At 69.6% G+C, this 18456-nt stretch carries 19 protein-coding genes; 11 read left to right on the top strand and 8 right to left on the bottom strand.

Annotation, left to right across the window (positions count from 1 at the left end; all coding sequences use genetic code 11):
• Positions 1-74 precede the first annotated feature (74 nt).
• The gene (locus tag AC06FP_RS03610) at positions 75-1454 is read right to left on the bottom strand and encodes an amino acid permease (RefSeq protein ID WP_478074516.1); all 1380 of its coding nucleotides are present in this window, start codon (positions 1452-1454) and stop codon (positions 75-77) included.
• Positions 1455-1697: 243 nt separating this feature from the next.
• Between AC06FP_RS03610 and AC06FP_RS03605 the strand changes: the two genes are divergently transcribed.
• From AC06FP_RS03605 to AC06FP_RS03595, 3 genes are all read left to right on the top strand, one after another.
• Positions 1698-2870 (top strand): acyl-CoA dehydrogenase family protein, encoded by a 1173-nt coding sequence (locus AC06FP_RS03605; RefSeq protein WP_456117405.1) that lies wholly within the window; start codon positions 1698-1700, stop codon positions 2868-2870.
• Between the two features lie 52 nt (positions 2871-2922).
• The gene (locus tag AC06FP_RS03600) at positions 2923-3780 is read left to right on the top strand and encodes a PA4780 family RIO1-like protein kinase (protein WP_478074515.1); all 858 of its coding nucleotides are present in this window, start codon (positions 2923-2925) and stop codon (positions 3778-3780) included.
• 118 nt (positions 3781-3898) lie between these two features.
• Complete coding sequence (locus AC06FP_RS03595) at positions 3899-5128, top strand: CaiB/BaiF CoA transferase family protein (RefSeq protein WP_478074514.1); 1230 nt, start codon at positions 3899-3901, stop codon at positions 5126-5128.
• Between the two features lie 24 nt (positions 5129-5152).
• On the opposite strand, the gene AC06FP_RS03590 is transcribed toward AC06FP_RS03595, so the two are convergent.
• The 3 genes from AC06FP_RS03590 to AC06FP_RS03580 all read right to left on the bottom strand — a co-directional run bounded on the left by AC06FP_RS03590 (position 5153) and on the right by AC06FP_RS03580 (position 6710).
• Positions 5153-5623, bottom strand: a complete 471-nt coding sequence (locus tag AC06FP_RS03590; protein WP_478074513.1) for a hypothetical protein — start codon at positions 5621-5623, stop codon at positions 5153-5155.
• A gap of 85 nt (positions 5624-5708) precedes the next feature.
• The gene (locus tag AC06FP_RS03585; RefSeq protein ID WP_456117401.1) at positions 5709-6188 is read right to left on the bottom strand and encodes a tRNA (cytidine(34)-2'-O)-methyltransferase; all 480 of its coding nucleotides are present in this window, start codon (positions 6186-6188) and stop codon (positions 5709-5711) included.
• A gap of 126 nt (positions 6189-6314) precedes the next feature.
• Positions 6315-6710 carry a hypothetical protein gene (locus tag AC06FP_RS03580; protein WP_456117400.1) on the bottom strand — a complete coding sequence of 132 codons (396 nt, stop codon included), beginning with the start codon at positions 6708-6710 and terminating at the stop codon, positions 6315-6317.
• 471 nt (positions 6711-7181) lie between these two features.
• Between AC06FP_RS03580 and AC06FP_RS03575 the strand changes: the two genes are divergently transcribed.
• The 3 genes from AC06FP_RS03575 (at position 7182) to AC06FP_RS03565 (ending at position 11799) form a co-directional block, all read left to right on the top strand.
• Positions 7182-10040 carry a M16 family metallopeptidase gene (locus AC06FP_RS03575; RefSeq protein ID WP_478074512.1) on the top strand — a complete coding sequence of 953 codons (2859 nt, stop codon included), beginning with the start codon at positions 7182-7184 and terminating at the stop codon, positions 10038-10040.
• Between the two features lie 99 nt (positions 10041-10139).
• The gene (locus AC06FP_RS03570; protein ID WP_456117398.1) at positions 10140-10451 is read left to right on the top strand and encodes a DUF4156 domain-containing protein; all 312 of its coding nucleotides are present in this window, start codon (positions 10140-10142) and stop codon (positions 10449-10451) included.
• Positions 10452-10782: 331 nt separating this feature from the next.
• Complete coding sequence (locus tag AC06FP_RS03565; protein WP_456117397.1) at positions 10783-11799, top strand: 3-oxoacyl-ACP synthase III; 1017 nt, start codon at positions 10783-10785, stop codon at positions 11797-11799.
• Positions 11800-11871: 72 nt separating this feature from the next.
• Here AC06FP_RS03565 and AC06FP_RS03560 read toward each other — a convergent pair whose 3' ends face one another.
• The 3 genes from AC06FP_RS03560 to AC06FP_RS03550 are packed head-to-tail and all read right to left on the bottom strand — an operon-like array spanning position 11872 to position 13207.
• Positions 11872-12162: a helix-turn-helix domain-containing protein gene (locus AC06FP_RS03560; protein ID WP_456117396.1), complete on the bottom strand. Its 291-nt coding sequence runs from the start codon at positions 12160-12162 to the stop codon at positions 11872-11874.
• Positions 12159-12566 carry a type II toxin-antitoxin system RelE/ParE family toxin gene (locus AC06FP_RS03555; protein ID WP_478074511.1) on the bottom strand — a complete coding sequence of 136 codons (408 nt, stop codon included), beginning with the start codon at positions 12564-12566 and terminating at the stop codon, positions 12159-12161. The genes AC06FP_RS03560 and AC06FP_RS03555 overlap by 4 nt, the downstream gene beginning before the upstream one ends.
• Before the next feature lie 23 nt (positions 12567-12589).
• Positions 12590-13207, bottom strand: a complete 618-nt coding sequence (locus AC06FP_RS03550; protein WP_478074510.1) for a uracil-DNA glycosylase family protein — start codon at positions 13205-13207, stop codon at positions 12590-12592.
• Positions 13208-13315: 108 nt separating this feature from the next.
• Between AC06FP_RS03550 and AC06FP_RS03545 the strand changes: the two genes are divergently transcribed.
• A complete protein-coding gene (locus AC06FP_RS03545; RefSeq protein WP_456117393.1) occupies positions 13316-14206 on the top strand; it encodes an alpha/beta fold hydrolase in 891 nt (296 codons plus the stop codon).
• Positions 14207-14382: 176 nt separating this feature from the next.
• Here the strand turns inward: AC06FP_RS03545 and AC06FP_RS03540 are convergent, their stop codons facing one another.
• Positions 14383-14802 carry a YkgJ family cysteine cluster protein gene (locus tag AC06FP_RS03540; RefSeq protein ID WP_478074509.1) on the bottom strand — a complete coding sequence of 140 codons (420 nt, stop codon included), beginning with the start codon at positions 14800-14802 and terminating at the stop codon, positions 14383-14385.
• A 101-nt stretch (positions 14803-14903) separates the two neighbouring features.
• Here AC06FP_RS03540 and oleC point away from each other — a divergent pair, with 101 nt between their 5' ends.
• The 4 genes from oleC (at position 14904) to AC06FP_RS03520 (ending at position 18438) form a co-directional block, all read left to right on the top strand.
• Positions 14904-16544, top strand: a complete 1641-nt coding sequence (gene oleC / locus AC06FP_RS03535; RefSeq protein ID WP_478074508.1) for an olefin beta-lactone synthetase — start codon at positions 14904-14906, stop codon at positions 16542-16544.
• 163 nt (positions 16545-16707) lie between these two features.
• Positions 16708-17094, top strand: a complete 387-nt coding sequence (locus tag AC06FP_RS03530; protein ID WP_478074507.1) for an endonuclease domain-containing protein — start codon at positions 16708-16710, stop codon at positions 17092-17094.
• 87 nt (positions 17095-17181) lie between these two features.
• Positions 17182-18180: a 2-alkyl-3-oxoalkanoate reductase gene (gene oleD, locus AC06FP_RS03525; protein ID WP_478074506.1), complete on the top strand. Its 999-nt coding sequence runs from the start codon at positions 17182-17184 to the stop codon at positions 18178-18180.
• Positions 18181-18282: 102 nt separating this feature from the next.
• Positions 18283-18438: a DUF1328 domain-containing protein gene (locus AC06FP_RS03520; RefSeq protein WP_082443529.1), complete on the top strand. Its 156-nt coding sequence runs from the start codon at positions 18283-18285 to the stop codon at positions 18436-18438.
• The last annotated feature ends 18 nt before the right edge of the window (positions 18439-18456 follow it).

Genomic DNA, 18456 nt, shown 5'->3' with positions numbered 1-18456 from the left:
GAGCCTGCCCTCACCCGCGCGCCAATACAAGCCCGCCGCGGAACGGGCCCGGATTTCCGGGCCCGGCGGCGTGCTCAGCCGCCGCGCAGGCGCCGCGCCAGGCCGCTGACCACGGCGATGGCGGCGGTGAGCGCGGCCATCGACAGGAACTGCAGGCGGGTTTCCGGCGCCGACAGCAGCAGCGCGAAGATCAGCACCAGGATCGCCAGCGCCAGCACCGTCAGGTACGGGAAGCCGGCCATGCGGAACGGCAGCGGCGTGCCCAGGCGCTCGGCGCGGCGGCGCAGGATCAGCTGCGAGACCAGGGTGATGGTCCACACCAGCAGGCAGGTCGAGCCGACCACGTTCAGCAGCACCGGCAGCACGCGGTCCGGGTACAGCAGCTCCAGCACGGTGGCGGCGAAACCGAACAGCACGCTGGCCAGCACCGCCAGCACCGGCACCTGGCTGCGGCTGACGCGCGCCAGCCAGCGCGGTGCTTCGCCGCGCGCGGCCAGCGAGTGGATCATGCGCGAGGCGCCGTAGAGGTTGGCGTTGAGCGCCGACAGCAGGGCGATCACCGCGATCAGGGTGATGGCCGCGGCCGCACCGGGGATGTTGGCGACCTGCAGCACCGCGGCGAACGGCGACTTCAGCGATTCGCTGGTCCACGGCACCACGGCGATGATCACGCCGATCGAACCGATGTAGAACACCAGGATGCGCCAGGCCACGGTGCGGATCGCGCGCGCCAGGCTGCGCTCGGGGTCCTGGGTCTCGGCCGCGGCCACCGCCACGATCTCGGTGCCGCCGAAGGCGAACACCACCACCAGCAGCGCCGCGCCGACGCCGGCCAGGCCCTTGGGCGCGAAGCCGCCGTGGTCGAACACGTTGGACAGGCCCGGCGAGGCCACGCCCGGCAGCAGCCCGCACAGCAGGGCGATGCCGACCAGGATGAAGGCGACGATCGCGGCGACCTTGAGGATGGCGAACCAGAACTCGAACTCGCCGTAGTTGCGCACGCCCATCAGGTTGATGACGGTGAACACCACCATGAACGCCAGCGAGGTCAGCGGCACCGACAGCTGCGGCCACAGCGTCGCCAGCAGGCCGGCCGCGCCCACCGATTCGGCGGCGATCACGATCACCAGCTGCACCCACCACAGCCAGCCGATGGTGGCGCCGGCGGTGGCGCCCAGCGCGTCGGCGGCGTACACCGAGAATGCGCCGCTGGCCGGCCGCGCCGCGGCCATCTCGCCCATGGCGTGCATCATGATGATCACCAGCGTGCCGGCGACCAGGTAGGACAGCAGCACCGCCGGGCCGGCGGCCTGGATGCCCACGCCCGAGCCGAGGAACAGGCCGGCGCCGATCGCGCTGCCCAGGCCCATCATGATCAGCTGGCGCGGTTTGAGCGCGCGTTCCAGTTTCTGCGACGGCGGAGCCGGGTCGGCAACGGACGGATTGGCAGGCATCGGCGGGCTTCGGAGGGCGGAAAGGGCGACACCATACCGCGTCGGCCGCCGACCGTGCCTGTTCCGTTGGTTGGGCTGCGCCGTGGCGGGCAGGGGCGCCAGTCCTCCCGTGGAACCGCCTGGAGCGCCGGCCGGCCTGGCCGCCGGCGTCTGTCAACGTGCGGCCGCAGCAATCTTCCCGGCACGGATGGACTACCTTATCCGTCCAACCTTCCGGCCGTGACGGCATTTTCCGAGACAGCAATGACTTTGAAGACCCTCAATCCGTTCGACCTGTTCGATGTGCGTTCGCTGCTGAGCGAGGAGGAGCGCGCCGTGCAGGACTCCGTGGCCCGCTTCACCGACGAGCGCGTGCTGCCGATCATCGGCGACTGCTTCGACCAGGGCCGCTTCCCCACCGAACTGATCCCCGAGATCGCCGACATGGGCCTGCTGGGCAGCTCGCTGCCGGAGCAGTACGGCGGCGCCGGCCTCAACGGCGTCAGCTACGGCCTGATCTGCCAGGAGCTGGAGCGCGGCGACTCGGGCCTGCGCAGCTTCGTCTCGGTGCAGAGCTCGCTGTGCATGTATCCCATCTACGCCTACGGCTCGGAAGAGCAGCGCATGCGCTGGCTGCCGGACATGGCGCGCGGCAAGGTCATCGGCTGCTTCGGCCTGACCGAGGCGCACGGCGGTTCGGACCCGGCCAGCATGAAGACCCGCGCGGTGAAGGACGGCGGCGACTGGGTGATCAACGGTTCCAAGATGTGGATCACCAACGGCTCGGTGGCCGACATCGCCATTGTCTGGGCCAACACCGACGACGGCGTGCAGGGCTTCGTGATCGAGAAGGGCACGCCGGGCTTCACCGCCCAGGAGATCAAGCACAAGATGAGCCTGCGCGCCTCGGTGACCGGCGCGCTGTTCTTCGACAATGTGCGCGTGCCCGATGCCAACCGCCTGCCCAACGTGAAGGGACTGAAGGGCCCGCTGGGCTGCCTGACCCAGGCCCGCTATGGCATCACCTGGGGCCCGATCGGCGCGGCCATCGCCTGCCTGGACGAAGTGCTGGCCTACACCAAGGAGCGCATCCTGTTCGGCCGCCCGGTCGCGGCGACCCAGAGCGCGCAGATCAAGATGGCCGACATGGCCCGGCGCATCACCGCCGGCCAGCTGCTGGTGCTGCAGCTGGGCCGCCTGAAGGACGCCGGGCAGATGCAGCCGCAGCAGGTATCGCTGGCCAAGTGGAACAACTGCCGCCTGGCCATCGACATCGCCCGCGAATGCCGCGACCTGCTCGGCGGCGCCGGCATCACCACCGAGCACGGCGCCATCCGCCATGCGCTGAACCTGGAATCGGTGATCACCTATGAAGGCACCGAGACCGTGCACCAGCTGGTGATCGGCCGCGAGCTGACCGGCATCAACGCGTTCTGAGCAAAGGGCGGCCTGCATGCGATCATGCCGGCCGCTTTTCCCTTGACTGGACATGAAGATACCCCCGCAGTTGCAGGCGCTCGTCGACGACGGCGTCATCGACGAAGTGCTGCGCCCGCTCAAGAGCGGCAAGGAAGCGGCGGTCTATGTCGTCCGCAGCGGCGATGAGATCCGCTGCGCCAAGGTCTACAAGGACATGGCCCAGCGCAGTTTCCAGCAGCGCGTGCAGTACCAGGAAGGGCGCAAGGTGCGTGGTTCGCGCGAGGCGCGCGCCATCGGCAAGGCCAGCAGGTACGGCCGCAGGCAGCAGGAAGCGGCGTGGAAGAACACCGAGGTGGATGCCCTGTACCAGCTGCGCCAGGCCGGCGTGCGCGTTCCCGAGCCGTTCGGCTACTTCCATGGGGTGCTGGTGATGGAACTGGTCACCGATGCTGAAGGCTTCAGCGCCGCGCGCCTGGGCGAGGTCGACCTCGATGGCGGGCGGGCCCGGCAGTTCCACGCGCTGCTGGTGCAGCAGGTCAAGCTGATGCTGTGCTGCGGGCTGGTCCACGGCGACCTGTCGCCCTATAACGTGCTGATCGGCGCGGACGGTCCGGTGGTCATCGATTTTCCGCAGGTGGTCAGCGCGGGCGGCAACAATGCCGCCCGCGCGATGCTGCTGCGCGACGTCAACAACCTCACCGCCTGGCTCGGGCGTTCGGCGCCGGAGCTGTTCGACACCTGGTACGGCGAGGAAATGTGGGAGCTGTTCCAGACGGGTGACCTGCGGCCGGACAGCGTGTTGACCGGTAGATTCACCCCGGATCTGCGCGCGGTCGACCTGGATGGCGTGCGCGACGCCATCAACAACGCCCGTGAGGAGGCCCTCATCCGCCAACAAGGGCGCGAGGCCGCGGAACAGGATTGCTGAGGGGAGATGGGCCGCGCCGGGCGGAGCCACCGGCCGCGGGCAGGGCATGGCGGTGTCATCGCCGGTGCCTGCATGGCAACCTTCGTGTTCCCGGACTGTGCTGCGTGGTGGTCGGATGATGTTGCTCGAAGGAATCCGCGTACTCGACCTGTCGCGCATCCTGGCCGGGCCGTGGGCCACCCAGGTGCTGGCCGACTTCGGTGCCGACGTCATCAAGGTCGAGCGCCCCGGCGCGGGCGACGACACCCGTGGCTGGGGGCCGCCGTTCCTGAAGGATGCCGACGGCCACGACACCACCGAGTCGGCGTATTACCTGTGCGCCAACCGCGGCAAGCGCTCGGTCGCCATCGACTTCACCCTGCCGGAAGGGCAGGCGTTGATCCGCGCGCTGGCCGCGCAGTGCCAGGTGCTGGTGGAGAACTACAAGGTCGGCGGGCTGGCGAAGTACGGGCTGGACTACGCCAGCCTGCGCGCGCTCAACCCGGCCCTGGTGTACTGCTCGATCACCGGCTACGGGCAGGACGGCCCGTACGCGCAGCGCGCCGGCTACGACGCGGCGATCCAGGCCATTGGCGGCCTGATGAGCGTGACCGGCGAGCCGGACGGCACGCCCGGCGGTGGACCGCAGAAGGTAGGCGTGGCCGCCACCGACCTGATGACGGGCATGTACGCGGCCACCGCGATCCTGGCCGCGCTGCGCCATGCCGAACGCAGCGGCCAGGGCCAGCACATCGACCTGGCGCTGCTGGACACGCAGGTGGCATGGCTGGCCAACCAGGCCTCGAACTGGCTGGTCGGCGGCGTCGTGCCGGACCGGCAGGGCACCGCGCATCCGAACATCGTGCCGTACCAGGTGATGCCCGCGGCCGACGGCTATTTCATGCTGGCGGTCGGCAACGACGCGCAGTTCGTGCGCCTGTGCGGGGTGATCGGCGAGCCGCAGCTGGCGGCCGATCCACGTTATGCCACCAACGCCGCGCGCGTGGCGCACCGCACCGGGCTGGTGCCGCTGCTGCAGCAGCGCCTGCGTACGCGCCCGGCCGCGCACTGGCTGGCCGCGCTGGAACAGGTGGGGGTGCCGGCCAACCCGGTCAACCGCATCGACCAGGTGTTCGAGGATGCGCAGGTGCAGGCGCGCGGGCTGCGCATCGAACTGCCGCACGCCGGTGGCGGCAGCGTGGCGATGGTGCGCAACCCGCTGAAGTTCTCGGCCACGCCGCTGCGCTACGGGCACGCGGCGCCGGTGCTGGGGGAGCACACCGAACAGGTGATGCGGGAAATATTGTCGCTGGACGACATCCGTCTGCAGGAACTGCGACTGCAGGGAGTGCTCGGTCGCCAGCGCTGAGCTGGCGAACCGGGCAGCGACCCGTCAGGGCCGGTTTTCGGGCTGGCTGAAGCCGGTCTTGCGCATCGCCTCCATACTGCGCTCGCGCGCGGCATCGCGTTCGGCCACGGTCATGCAGACGGTCTGGGCGCGGTTGCTGCCGGTCAGCTTCTCGCGGCGGCATACCAGGCGGCTGTCCGCACGTGCCTTGGCGAGCAGGGTGTTGACCAGCTCCTGGTCGTTCACGACTTCCACCTGCGCGGTCGGGTGCAGGCTGGACAGGACGGCGTCGTCGCCGAGCGTGCCGCTGATCCGCGACAGCGCATTGACGACCTGGGCGCGGTCGCCCTGGCTCAGCTCGCTATAGGTCCTGTGGTCGGCGAGGTCGGCATGGATGCGCTGGATCTGCGCGGCTGTCGGCTTGCTGGTATCCAGGGCTGGCGCCGTCGTGGAGGCGTGGGCCGGGCCGGCCAGGGCCACTCCAAACAGGGCTGCAACAACAGTGGCTCGAAACATGGTTCTTCCGTGATTGGCGCAGGGATCCGCGCGGAGTGCGGAGCATACTGCATCAATGCAGCGGCGACCCCTGCACCTGCGGAGCTCAGTTCCCGCCGGGAAACCCATGCTGGCGCCAGGCCTCGAACACGACCACGGCGACCGAGTTGGAGAGGTTGAGGCTGCGGTTGTCCGGCTGCATCGGCAGGCGCAGGCGCTGGCCGGCGGGCAGGCTGTCGAGCAGGTCCTGCGGCAGGCCGCGTGTTTCCGGGCCGAACAGGAAGGCATCGCCGTCGGCGAAGCGCACGGTGTCGTAGCGCACGCTGGCGCGGGTGCTCATGGCGAACAGGCGGTTGGGCGCGATGCGCGCCAGCGCGGTGTCCAGGTCGGGGTGGACCTGCAGGCGCGCGTATTCGTGGTAATCCAGGCCGGCCCGCTTGAGCTGCCTGTCGCTGAGGTCGAAGCCGAGCGGTTCGATCAGGTGGAGCCGGGCGCCGGTGTTGGCGCAGAGCCGGATCACGTTGCCGGTGTTGGGCGGGATCTCGGGCTGGAACAGCAGTACATGGAAAACGGGAGGAACGCTCATCGGCGCAGTTTACGCCGGGGTCGTCTCGCTAGAACCTGTCCGCGCCGCCGTGGCCGTTGACGGACGGGGGAGCGGGGCATGCACCGTGCGGATGCGGCACGGACAGGTCCGGATCGGGACGAGGACTCACTTGGCGACCATCCCGTTGGCGACCTGGCCCAGGGTGTCGGCGGCCAGCTCGCCGGCCAGCGCCTTGACCTGCTGGGCGTCCGGGCGAACGGTGATGGCCGGCAGCGAGACCATCCACTGGCCGATGCTGGCGCCGATCGCCACCGGGGTATGCGCGGCCAGCTGGGCGGCGGCCTGCTCGGCAGCCAGTTCGACGATCTGGCCGGCGGTCGGGCGCACCTGCACCGACGACAGGGTGGGAATGGCGCTGGTGCGCTCGTGTTCGGCCTGGGCCAGCTGGTCGGCGGACGGGCGCACCTGCACGGTTTCCAGGGTGACGATGTTGGAGGCATGCGCGGAGGCGGCGAAGCCGGCGGCGACGATGAGGGCGATGGCGAAGGACTTGGTGTTCATGGCGGGGCCTGTTTGGTGTGTGTGAACGGTGGTGTGGTAGTAAGGTAGTACACCAAATCTCGGGATGCAAGGAATTTTTTGCTTTCCTTTGATTTGTTCAGCTTCCAGTCATGAATTGTTTGATTCACCCCGGGCTGCAGGGGTAGATAAAGCAGGATGCGTGCCAACTTTATCCCGTTGATTTGTATGGATATTTCATCGAGAAAAGTGTCCGCTGTCCGGACACCGCCGCCTGGGGCCCTGTGTCCGCGGACAACGGACGGCTGTGCAGGCGGGTCTCCAGCCCGGCGGCCGATGGCGGCCGATGGCGGCCGGGGAGGCGCGGGACGCGGGAAAGGAGGGCGTCTGCGCGCGTCACACCCCACACACCGCCGCGCCGCGGCATGCGCTCACCCATGACCCATGGCGTATGCCGCCCGCTGCGCGCGCGGTTAGGATCGCCGTTCACATTCATTGCTCAAGGAAAGTGGGATGAACGCAGCAACACCCCGGACCGCCCTTCTCGCCGCCGCGCTCGGCATCGCCCTCGGTGGATTCGCCGGCATGCCGCTGGCCGCCGCGGCGAAAGCCCCGGCCGCCGCGCCGGCGGTGGACATCCCGTTCGAGGAGTTCACCCTGCCCAACGGCCTGCGCGTGGTGGTGCACACCGACCGCAAGGCGCCGATCGTGGCGGTCAACATCTGGTACCACGTCGGCGCCAAGGACGAGCCGTCCGGCCGCACCGGCTTCGCCCACCTGTTCGAGCACCTGATGTTCCAGGGCAGCGAGAACCACCATGGCGAGTTCTTCGAGCCCTTCAAGCAGGTCGGCGCCACCGACCAGAACGGCACCACCAACACCGACCGCACCAACTACTTCCAGAACGTGCCCACCACCGCGCTGGACATGGCGCTGTGGATGGAGTCCGACCGCATGGGCCACCTGCTCGGCGCGATCGACCAGGCCGCGCTCGACGAACAGCGCGGCGTGGTGCAGAACGAGAAGCGCCAGGGCGAGAACCAGCCCTACGGCCAGGTGTGGGACAAGCTGACCCGCGCCCTGTACCCGGCCGGCCACCCGTACCACCACGGCGTGATCGGTTCGATGAACGACCTCAACGCCGCCTCGCTGGACGACGTGAAGACCTGGTTCCGCACCTGGTACGGCCCGAACAACGCGGTGCTGGTGCTGGCCGGCGACATCGACGTGGCCACCGCGAAGGAGAAGGTCGCCCGTTACTTCGGCGACATCCCGGCCGGCCCGAGCATGGCCCAGCCGAAGGTGGACGTGGCCCAGCGCGCCGCCTCCACCCGCGAGGTGATGACCGACAAGGTGCCGCAGGCGCGCATCTACCGCGCCTGGAACGTGGCCCAGGTCGGCACCACCGACATCGACCAGCTGCAGCTGTTCGCGCAGGTGCTGGGCGGCGCAAAGTCCTCGCGCCTGGACCAGCGCCTGCTGCACCAGGACAAGCTGGTGGACAACATCGGCACCATGGTCGGCCCGTCGCAGCTGGGCTCGAACTTCATCATCATGGCCACGGTCAAGCAGGGCGTGGACCCGGCAAAGGTCGAAGCGGTCATCGACGAGGAGCTGAAGAAGCTGGTGGCCGAAGGCCCGAGCGCCGATGAGCTGGCGCGCGCCAAGACCGCGTTCCGCGCCGGCTTCATCCGCGGCATCGAGCGGATAGGCGGCTTCGGCGGCAAGGCCGACGCGCTGGCCGAATGCGCCGTCTACGAAGGCGACCCGGGCTGCTTCCGCACCTCGCTGGCCAACATCCAGAACGCCAGCGCCGCCGACCTGAAGGCAGCCGGTGCGAAGTGGCTGGGCGTGGGCGACCACACCCTGGTGGTCGAGCCGGGCGAGCGCGTGGCGCTGGAGGAACTGCCCTCGGGCAAGCCGGCGCCGTTCAACGTGCCGGCGGTCGATCCGAAGTACCAGGCGCTGCCCTCGCAGGTGGACCGCAGCGCCGGCGTGCCGCAGACCACGACCTTCCCGGAGCTGAAGTTCCCGCAGCTGCAGCGCGCCACGCTGAAGAACGGCACGCAGGTGGTCCTGGCCGAGCGCCATGACATCCCGGTGGTGCAGTTCAGCTACGAGTTCCAGGGCGGCTTCACCGCCGACCAGGGCCGCAAGCCGGGCACCGCCAACTTCACCATGGGCATGCTCGACGAAGGTGCCGGCAAGCTCGGCTCGCTGGCCTTCGCCGACGCCGCCGACGCGCTGGGTGCGCGCATCGGTGCCGGCGCTTCGCTGGACGGCGCCAACGTCTACCTGTCGGCGCTGAAGGAAAACCTGGCGCCGTCGCTTGCCCTGTATGCCGACGCGCTGCGCGCGCCGCGCTTCGACCAGAGCGAGATCGACCGCATCAAGGCCACCTGGATCGCCGGCATCAAGCAAGAGAAGGTCAACCCGAACGCGGTGGCGATGCGCGTGCTGCCGCCGCTGCTGTACGGCAAGGGCCACCCGTACGCGATCCCGTTCACCGGCAGCGGCGACGAGGCCGCGATCCAGGCGCTGGGCCGCGACGACCTGGTGTCCTTCCACAAGGACTGGGTGCGCCCGGAGAACGCGACCCTGATCGTGGTCGGCGACACCACGCTGAAGGAGATCGTGCCGCTGCTGGAGCGCCAGTTCGGCGACTGGAAGGGCGAGGGCGCGGCGCCGGAGGTGGGCGCGCCGTCCGCGGTCGCCCGTCCCGACAAGGCGCGCGTGTACCTGATCGACCAGCCCGGCGCCGTGCAGGCCAACCTGTTCGCCGGCCAGGTCGTGCCGTCGACCATGGACCCGGGCACGACCCGCTTCGACATCGCCAACGGCGTGCTGGGCGGTGACTTCACTTCGCGCCTGAACATGAACCTGCGCGAGGACAAGCACTGGTCCTACGGCGCGCGTTCGAGCGCCAGCGGCGCGCTGGGGCAGCGGCCGTGGATGGCGGTGGCGCCGGTGCAGATCGACAAGACCGGCGAGGCCATGAAGGAAATGCAGGCCGAGATCAGCCAGTTCGCCAGCGGCCAGCGTCCGCCGACGGCCGACGAGGTCGCGCGCATCCGCAACATCCAGACGCTGAGCCTGCCAGGCGCCTACGAGACTGCCTCGGCGGTGATGAACACCATCGGCGGCATCGTGCGTTACCAGCGCCCGGACGATTACGTGTTCAAGCGCAAGGCCGAGATCGAGGCGATGACCCCGGCGCAGGTGGCCGAGGCGGCGAAGACGCTGGACCCGTCGAAGCTGACCTGGGTGGTGGTCGGCGACCTCAAGCAGACCGAGGCGCCGGTGCGCGCGCTGGGCCTGGGCGAGGTGATCGTGGTCGACAGCGACGGCAACCCGGTGCCGGCCGCGAAGTAAGGCATTGCCGCGGCCCGCCCCCCGCAGGGCGGGCCGCGGATCATCATCGATTCATCCCTGCCCGGCACAATCCCCTCTGATCTCCACAAGGACCCGTCCATGCGCGCTCTGATCCTTTCCGCCCTGATTGCCAGCACGGCCGCCTGCACCTGGGTGCCGATCGAAAGCGGCGGCAAGGCGGTGCGCGTGCTGCCGGCCGGCCCGGTGGCACCGGGCTGCGTGGCCAAGGGCGAGATCGTGGTCTCGGTCAAGAGCAAGGTGGGTTTCTACAACCGCAACCCGCTGCGCGTGCAGGAAGAACTGGAAACCCTGGCGCGCAACGAAGCGCCCAGCGCCGGCGCCAACGCGATCCAGGCGGCGGCACCGCCGGCGGACGGCAGCCAGCGTTTCAGCGCCTGGCAGTGCCGCTGACCGCTGCCGGCGCGCGCCGGCGCCTTTGCACCATGCCTTGAATGAGGGCGGTCGAGGAATCAGGCCGCTCGTGGGCGCTGCCGTGGTTGCGGCCGGTGCTCCGGCTTGGGTGACGCTTCCTGCCGCGCACCTTCCAATCGGCGGTTTCCCGGCCCGGAGCGTTCCTGTCGTCGCCCGGTTGTCCCGGCGGAAGGCCTGCGCCGGAGCGCATGCGGCGCAGGCCTTCCGCCGGCCCGCATCCATACGCACGACCCAGAAATCGTTAAAGATGCGTCAAGGACGGCCAGCCGCTAGAATAGCGCCCCCTTCGCCTGAGTCCTGGCGCCTTCCGATGCCTTTCCAGAATGTCTCGATCGCGGGACTGGCGCATGTCGACGCGCCGCATACCCTGACCTCCAAGGAAATCAACGAGCGGCTGCAGCCGACGCTGGACCGTCTGGGCATCCGTGCGGACATGCTGGGCGATGTCGCCGGCATCCACGCGCGCCGCCTGTGGGACCAGGGCACGCAGGCCTCGGACGCGGCCACGATGGCCGGGCGCAAGGCGCTGGAAGACGCAGGCGTGTCGGCCGACCGCATCGGCCTGCTGGTCAACACCTCGGTCAGCCGCGACTACCTGGAGCCGTCCACCGCTTCCATCGTCTCGGGCAACCTGGGCATCGGCGACGACTGCGTCACCTTCGACATCGCCAATGCCTGCCTGGCCTTCATCAACGGCATGGACGTGGCCGCGCGCATGATCGAGCGCGGCGACATCGACTACGCGCTGATCGTCGACGGCGAGAGTTCCAACCTGGTCTATGAAAAGACCCTGGAACGCATGAGCGCCCCGGACGTGACCGCGCAGCAGCTGCGCGACGAGTTCGCCGCGCTGACCACCGGCTCCGGCGCCGCCGCCATGGTGCTGGCGCGCGCCGAGCTGGTGCCCGACGCGCCGCGCTACAAGGGCGGCGTGACCCGCGCGGCCAACCAGTGGAACAAGCTGTGCGTGGGCAACCTGGACCGCATGGTCACCGATACCCGCCTGCTGCTGATCGAAGGCATCAAGCTGGCCACCAAGACCTTCGAGGCCACCCGCCAGGCGCTGGGCTGGGCGGTGGACGAGATCGACCAGTTCGTCATCCACCAGGTCAGCCAGCCGCATACCAATGCCTTCATCAAGGCCTTCGGCATCGACCCGAAGAAGGTGATGACCATCTTCGGCGAGCACGGCAACGTCGGCCCGGCCTCGGTGCCGATCGTGCTGAGCAAGCTGCGCCAGCTGGGCAAGCTCAAGAAGGGCGACCGCGTCGCGCTGATGGGAATTGGTTCGGGCCTGAACTGCACCATGGCCGAAGTGGTCTGGTAAGCCAGGCCACCGCGCCACCCGGCAATACCGCAGACGCCCGCAGGTTTTCCCGCGGGCGTTTTGCATGGGGGTCTAGACGGCCGCCAGTTCGAAACGGAGCGTGCAGCCCACGGCCGCCGCCGCCCGGCTCAGGGTGTCCAGCGTCAGCGCCGTGTCGTTCTCGTCCAGCACCCGGTTCACCGCCGCGCGGCTGGTGCGCATGCGCGCGGCCATCTCGGTCTTGCTGACGCCCGCCTGTTTCATGGCCTCGGCCAGCTGCCAGGCGATCACCCGCTTGGCGGCGATGGCATTGGCTTCTTCCAGCAGGCCTTCCCCGGCGAGGAAGTCGTCGAAGCTGGAGCCGATGTGCTTGTTTGCGTTCATGCGTGGACCTCGTTCCTGCGTTGTTTCGCCCGTTCCAGTTCGTCCCGTGGCGTCCTGTCCGATTTCTTGATGAATCCGTGCAGCAGCACCATGTCCGCCCCCGCCAGCGTGAACAGCACGCGGGCGATGCCCTCGGGGATGTGGCTGCGTATTTCCCACAGCTGCGCATCCAGCTTGCGTACCAGCGGCATGCCGAGCGGCCAGCCTTCCTGCGTGGTCTTGATGTCCGCACCGATGCATTGGCGCGCGCCCAGGGAAAGTTCGTGTTTCAGCCATTCGCGCACCGGCTCGCGGCCGGACCGGGAGCGGTAGAAGCAGACGGAAAGCGTCGATGGAGGCATGGCGATTGTACCAATATAGATACGTTTGGCAAGCAGCCTCCAACCTGCCGGCCCACGGCGCATGGCGGTATCGGCCCTCCGCCCGCCTACGAACAAGGGAATGCCGCGCCCTTCAGTCGCCCAGCGCTTCGGCCACCCGCTTCCGCAATACCGGCAGCAGGTCGCTTTCGAACCAAGGGTTGCGCGCCAGCCACAGCCGGTTGCGCGGGCTGGGGTGGGGCAGCGGCAGCACGCCATGCTGCAGGTGCCGTTGCCAGCCCTGCACGGTCTCGGGTGAGCGTGCGTCCGCGCTGCCCGCCGAGCAGGCCGGCCTGCGCGTACTGGCCGATTGCCAGCGTCAGGCGCAGTCGTTCCAGGCGTGGCAGCAGCTGCGGATGCCAGGCGGGAGCGCATTCGGGGCGGGGCGGCAGGTCGCCGTTGCTGCCGGTGCCGGGGAAGCAGAAGCCCATCGGCACGATGGCGACTTTGCCGGCGTCGTAGAACGTCGGCTTGTCGATGCCCAGCCAGTCGCGCAGGCGCTCGCCGCTGGGATCGTTGAAGGGAATGCCGGTCTCGTGCACCTTGCGCCCCGGCGCCTGGCTGACGATCAGCAGGCGTGCCCGCGGCGAGGCCTGCAGTACCGGGCGGCAACCCAGCGGAAGCCGGCTTTCGCACAGGCGGCAGGCGCGGATGCGCGCCATCAGGGTATCGAACGTTGCGCTCACGGTGGTTCCATCCTCGACCGCCGCCATTGTGCCGCCATCGGCCGCGGCGGGGCCGGCAGCCGCATTGGCCTACAATGCGCGCCCTGTCCGCGATTGCGTGAAGCGCCGATGCAGTTCCCCGGTTACCCCGCCACCACCCGCCGTTTCGAGGTCCGCCCCGGCCTGTCGATGAACTACGTCGACGAAGGTCCGCGCGACGGCGAAGTGGTCGTCATGCTGCACGGCAATCCGTCGTGGAGTTATCTGTGGCGGCACCTGGTCAACGGCTTGAGCGACAGCTACCGCTGCATCGTGCCGGACCACATCGGCATGGGCCTGTCCGACAAGCCCGACGACAGCCGCTACGACTACACGCTGCAGTCGCGGGTGGACGACATCACCGCGCTGCTCGACCACCTGGGCATCACCGGGCCGATCACCCTGGCCGTGCACGACTGGGGCGGCATGATCGGTTTCGGCTGGGCGCTGTCGCACCACGCGCAGGTCAGGCGGCTGGTCATCACCAACACCGCCGCCTTCCCGCTGCCGGCGGAAAAGCCGATGCCGTGGCAGATCGCCATGGGCCGGCACTGGAAGCCGGGCGAGTGGTTCATCCGCACCTTCAACGCGTTTTCGGCGGGCGCCTCGTGGCTGGGCGTTTCGCGCCGCATGCCGGCCGACGTGCGCCGCGCCTACGTGGCGCCCTACGACAGCTGGGACAACCGCATCGCCACCATCCGCTTCATGCAGGACATCCCGCTGTCGCCGGCCGACCGGGCCTGGCCGCTGCTGGAGCGTGCGGCCGCCGCGTTGCCGTCCTTCGCCGACCGGCCGGCGTTCATCGCCTGGGGCCTGCGCGACATCTGCTTCGACCACCACTTCCTCGCCGGCTTCCGCAAGGCGCTGCCGCAGGCCGAGGTGATGGCCTTCGAGGATGCCAACCACTACGTGCTGGAAGACAAGCACGAGGTGATCGTGCCAGCGGTGCGGGCGTTCCTGGAGCGCAATCCGATCGGCTGAACGCCGATGTGCCTCACCCATCCTACGGCGCGATGGCCTGGCGCCATGTGCGACCGACGAAGAGCCTCCCTTGAGTCAAGGGGGCGCGCCGACAGGCGTGGGGGATGCGGGGAACGATGAGCCGGGGCCCGCGGTTTGCAATGCAAACCGTGGGGCGGCGTAGCGCGGACTCGCGCTCAGGCCGCGCGTGGCGAGGACGGGCTGTTGCCGCTGTCGTCGGGATGGTCGTCATCGTTGTCCGCCCCGTCGCGCCAGCGCCAGTCGGCCAGGGTGAGCGGTGCCATGCCGTGGGCGATGCGTGCGCGGTCGCACTGCGAACTGGCCTTGCCGTACTCCCACGAGGCATCGACTTCGCGGCATACGCTGGGCCGGTTGGGGTGGATGCTGCAGCGCGAATACACGCCGATCTCCGAATCCAGCGCCACACAGCGGATCGGGTCCGAATAGGTGCCGCGCATGCACAGGCGGTGCGCGTCCAGGCGCTCGGTCAGTTCGTGCGGCACGCCGCCTTCGGTGACCTCGTCCGATTCCATCCAGTGGAAGGCGACGCGGTACTGGGTGCAGCAGGCGCCGCAGGTGAGGCAGGGATGGAGCATGGCGGCCGGCCTTCGGGCGGCGGGATGGGCAGGGGAGGCGGAAAATTTTCCACGCGCCCGGGCCGCGCGCAAGAATTTTCTTCAGCGGCGACAATAGGAAGATGAACGAACCGTGCAACATCGCCGCGCGCCTGCCGCAACTGGCGCGCGAACGGCCCGACCAGGTCGCCATCCGCTGCCCGGGCCGGCCCGGCGCCGGCGGCATGGCCGCCTACGACGTCACCCTGGACTACCGCAGCCTGGACGCGCGCAGCGACGCCATCGCCGCCGGCCTGGCCGCGCATGGCATCGGCCGCGGCGTGCGTACGGTGGTGATGGTGCGCCCGGGGCCGGAGTTCTTCCTGCTGATGTTCGCCCTGTTCAAGCGCGGCGCGGTGCCGGTGCTGGTCGATCCGGGCATCGACAGGCGCGCGCTGCGCCAGTGCCTGGACGAGGCGCAGCCGCAGGCTTTCATCGGCATCCCGCTCGCGCACGTGGCGCGGCTGCTGCTGGGCTGGGCGAAATCCGCCACGCGGCTGGTCACGGTCGGCACCCGCTGGGGCTGGGGCGGCACCACGCTGGCGAAGATCGAGGCCGCCGGGGCTGGCGCCGGCAGCCAGCTGGCGGACACCGCGCCCGACGACGTGGCCGCGATCCTGTTCACCAGCGGCTCTACCGGCGTGCCCAAGGGCGTGGTCTACCGCCACCGCCATTTCGTCGGCCAGGTCGAACTGCTGCGCAACGCCTTCGGCATGGAGGCCGGCGGCGTGGACCTGCCGACCTTCCCGCCGTTCGCGCTGTTCGACCCGGCGCTGGGCCTGACCTCGGTGATCCCGGACATGGACCCGACCCGGCCCGGCAGCGCCGACCCGCGCAAGCTGCACGACGCCATCGCCCGGTTCGGCGTGACCCAGCTGTTCGGCTCGCCGGCGCTGATGCGGGTGCTGGCCGAATACGGCCAGCCGCTGCCGACGGTGACGCGGGTGACCTCGGCCGGCGCGCCGGTGCCGCCGCAGACCGTGGCGAAGATGCGCCAGCTGCTGCCGGAGAACGCGCAGTTCTGGACGCCCTATGGCGCCACCGAATGCCTGCCGGTGGCGGTGATCGAAGGCCGCGAACTGGAGGACACCCGCGCGGCGACCGAAGCCGGCGCCGGTACCTGCGTCGGCCGCGTGGTGGCGCCCAACGTGGTGCGCATCATCGCCATCGACGACGCGCCCATCGCCGACTGGAGCGGCGTGCGCGAACTGCCCGCAGGCCAGGTCGGCGAAATCACCGTGGCCGGCCCCACCGCCACCGACAGCTACTACAACCGCCCGCAGGCCACCGCCGCGGCCAAGATCCGCGAAACCCTGGCCGATGGCGGCGCGCGCATCGTGCACCGCATGGGCGACATCGGCTGGTTCGACGACCAGGGCCGGCTGTGGTTCTGCGGGCGCAAGACCCAGCGCGTGGAAACCGCCGCCGGGCCGCTGTACACCGAACAGGCCGAGCCGGTGTTCAACACCGTGCCCGGCGTGCGCCGCACCGCGCTGGTCGGCGTGGGCGAACCGGGCCGGCAGTTGCCGGTGCTGTGCTACGAACTGCTGCCCGGCGCCGACGCGGCAGCGGTCGAACCGCAGCTGCGCGCCGTGGCCGCGCGCCATCGGCACCTGGCCGGCATCGCCCACTACCTGCGCCACCCCGCGTTCCCGGTCGACATCCGCCACAACGCGAAGATCGGCCGCGAGAAACTGGCGTCGTGGGCGGCCGGCCTGCTGTGAGACAGGGCATCTCCCTCCCGGCCCCGCCTGCGCCGCGCGCAGGCGAGGGGTAGGAACATTGCGCGGCGGACTGTGGGCGTTCCTCTCTCCCTTCTGCCGAGGGCCACGGGGAGGGGCGGCGAGGCGTTAGCTTCTGCTCCTGCTTCCCGATGGAAAGGCCATCATGGACGAGCGTCGTCATCGCGCCCGGCAACTGCGCAACACCGCTGCCGACGCCGAGCGCCACCTGTGGCGGTATCTGCGCAGTTGCCGCCCCGGTGGCCATCGTTTCCGCCGGCAGATGCCGCTGCCCGGTTACGTGGCGGACTTCGCCTGCCCGGGTCTGAAGCTCGTGATCGAGCTCGATGGCGGGCAGCACCTGCAGAACAGCGGATACGACCGGGTGCGTGCCGCCATGCTGGAGCGCCAGGGCTATCGGGTGCTGCGCTACTGGAACGACGACGTGCTGATGAGGACGGCGGACGTCCTGGAAGATATCCTGCGCGCTGTTTCGCAGAACAACGGCACCGCTCCCCGGCCCTCCCCTGCGCTGCGCGCAACGGAAGGGTAAACGCCACAGCATCGTGCACCCTTCCTTTCGCCGCAGGCGAGGGGAGGACCGGGGAGGGGGAGCCCTCCAACAGGGACATCCGGAAGAATGAAAATCCTCGTCACCGGTGGCGGCGGTTTCCTCGGCCAGGCGCTGTGCCGCGGGCTGGTCGAGCGTGGGCATGACGTGCTCAGTTTCAACCGCGGCCATTACCCGGCCCTGGCCGCGCTGGGCGTGGGCCAGATCCGCGGCGACCTGGCCGATGCCAATGCGGTGCGCCACGCCGCCGCCGGCGTGGACGCGGTGTTCCACAATGCCGCCAAGGCCGGTGCCTGGGGCAGCTACGACAGCTATTTCCAGGCCAACGTGGTGGGCACCCGCAACGTGCTGGACGCCTGCCGCGCGCACGGCATCGGCCGGCTGGTCTACACCTCAACGCCCAGCGTGACCCACCGCGCCACCCATCCGGTGGAAGGGCTGGGCGCGGACGAAGTGCCCTACGGCGAGGATTTCCAGGCGCCGTACGCGGCCACCAAGGCCATCGCCGAGCGCGAGGTACTGGCCGCCAACGGCCCGGAGCTGGCGACCGTGGCGCTGCGCCCGCGGCTGATCTGGGGGCCGGGCGACAACCAGCTGGTGCCACGCCTGGCCGAGCGCGCGCGCGCCGGGCGCCTGCGCTTCGTCGGCGACGGCCTGAACAAGGTGGACACCACCTATATCGACAATGCCGCGCAGGCGCATTTCGACGCCTTCGACCACCTGGTGGCGGGCGCGGCCTGCGCCGGCAAGGCCTATTTCATCTCCAACGGCGAGCCGCTGCCGATGCGCGAACTGCTCAACAGGCTGCTCGCGGCGATGGGCGCGCCGGCGGTGGAGAAGTCGATCTCGTTCAAGGCGGCTTACCGCATCGGCGCGGTCTGCGAAAAACTGTGGCCGCTGCTGCGCCTGCGCGGCGAACCGCCGATGACGCGTTTCCTCGCCGAGCAGCTGTGCACGCCGCACTGGTATTCGATGGAGCCGGCGCGGCGCGATTTCGGCTATGTGCCGCGGGTGTCGATCGAGGAAGGGCTGCGCCGCCTGCGCGACAGCGTGCGGGCGGCGGGCTGAGGCGCGCCGGCACCCATCATCTGGCGATCACGTTCCCGTCACCATGCCGCCACCGCGGTTTGCCGAGGATGGGGCCCGAGTTCTCACACACGGGAGACCCCAATGCTCCACTACGCCATCGTCTTCTTCGTCATCGCCATCATCGCCGCGCTGCTGGGCTTTTCCGGCATCGCCGGCGCGGCCAGCAACATCGCCTGGATCCTGTTCGTGGTGTTCCTGATCCTGGCGGTGATCTCGCTGTTCCGCAGGAAGGGATGACGTATCCCGGCGTCGGAG

The sequence above is a fragment of the Stenotrophomonas sp. Steno-Z2 genome (assembly GCF_056393235.1).
Note: the sequence above shows the minus strand (reverse complement) of the source record. Positions and strands in the feature narration are given on the sequence as shown.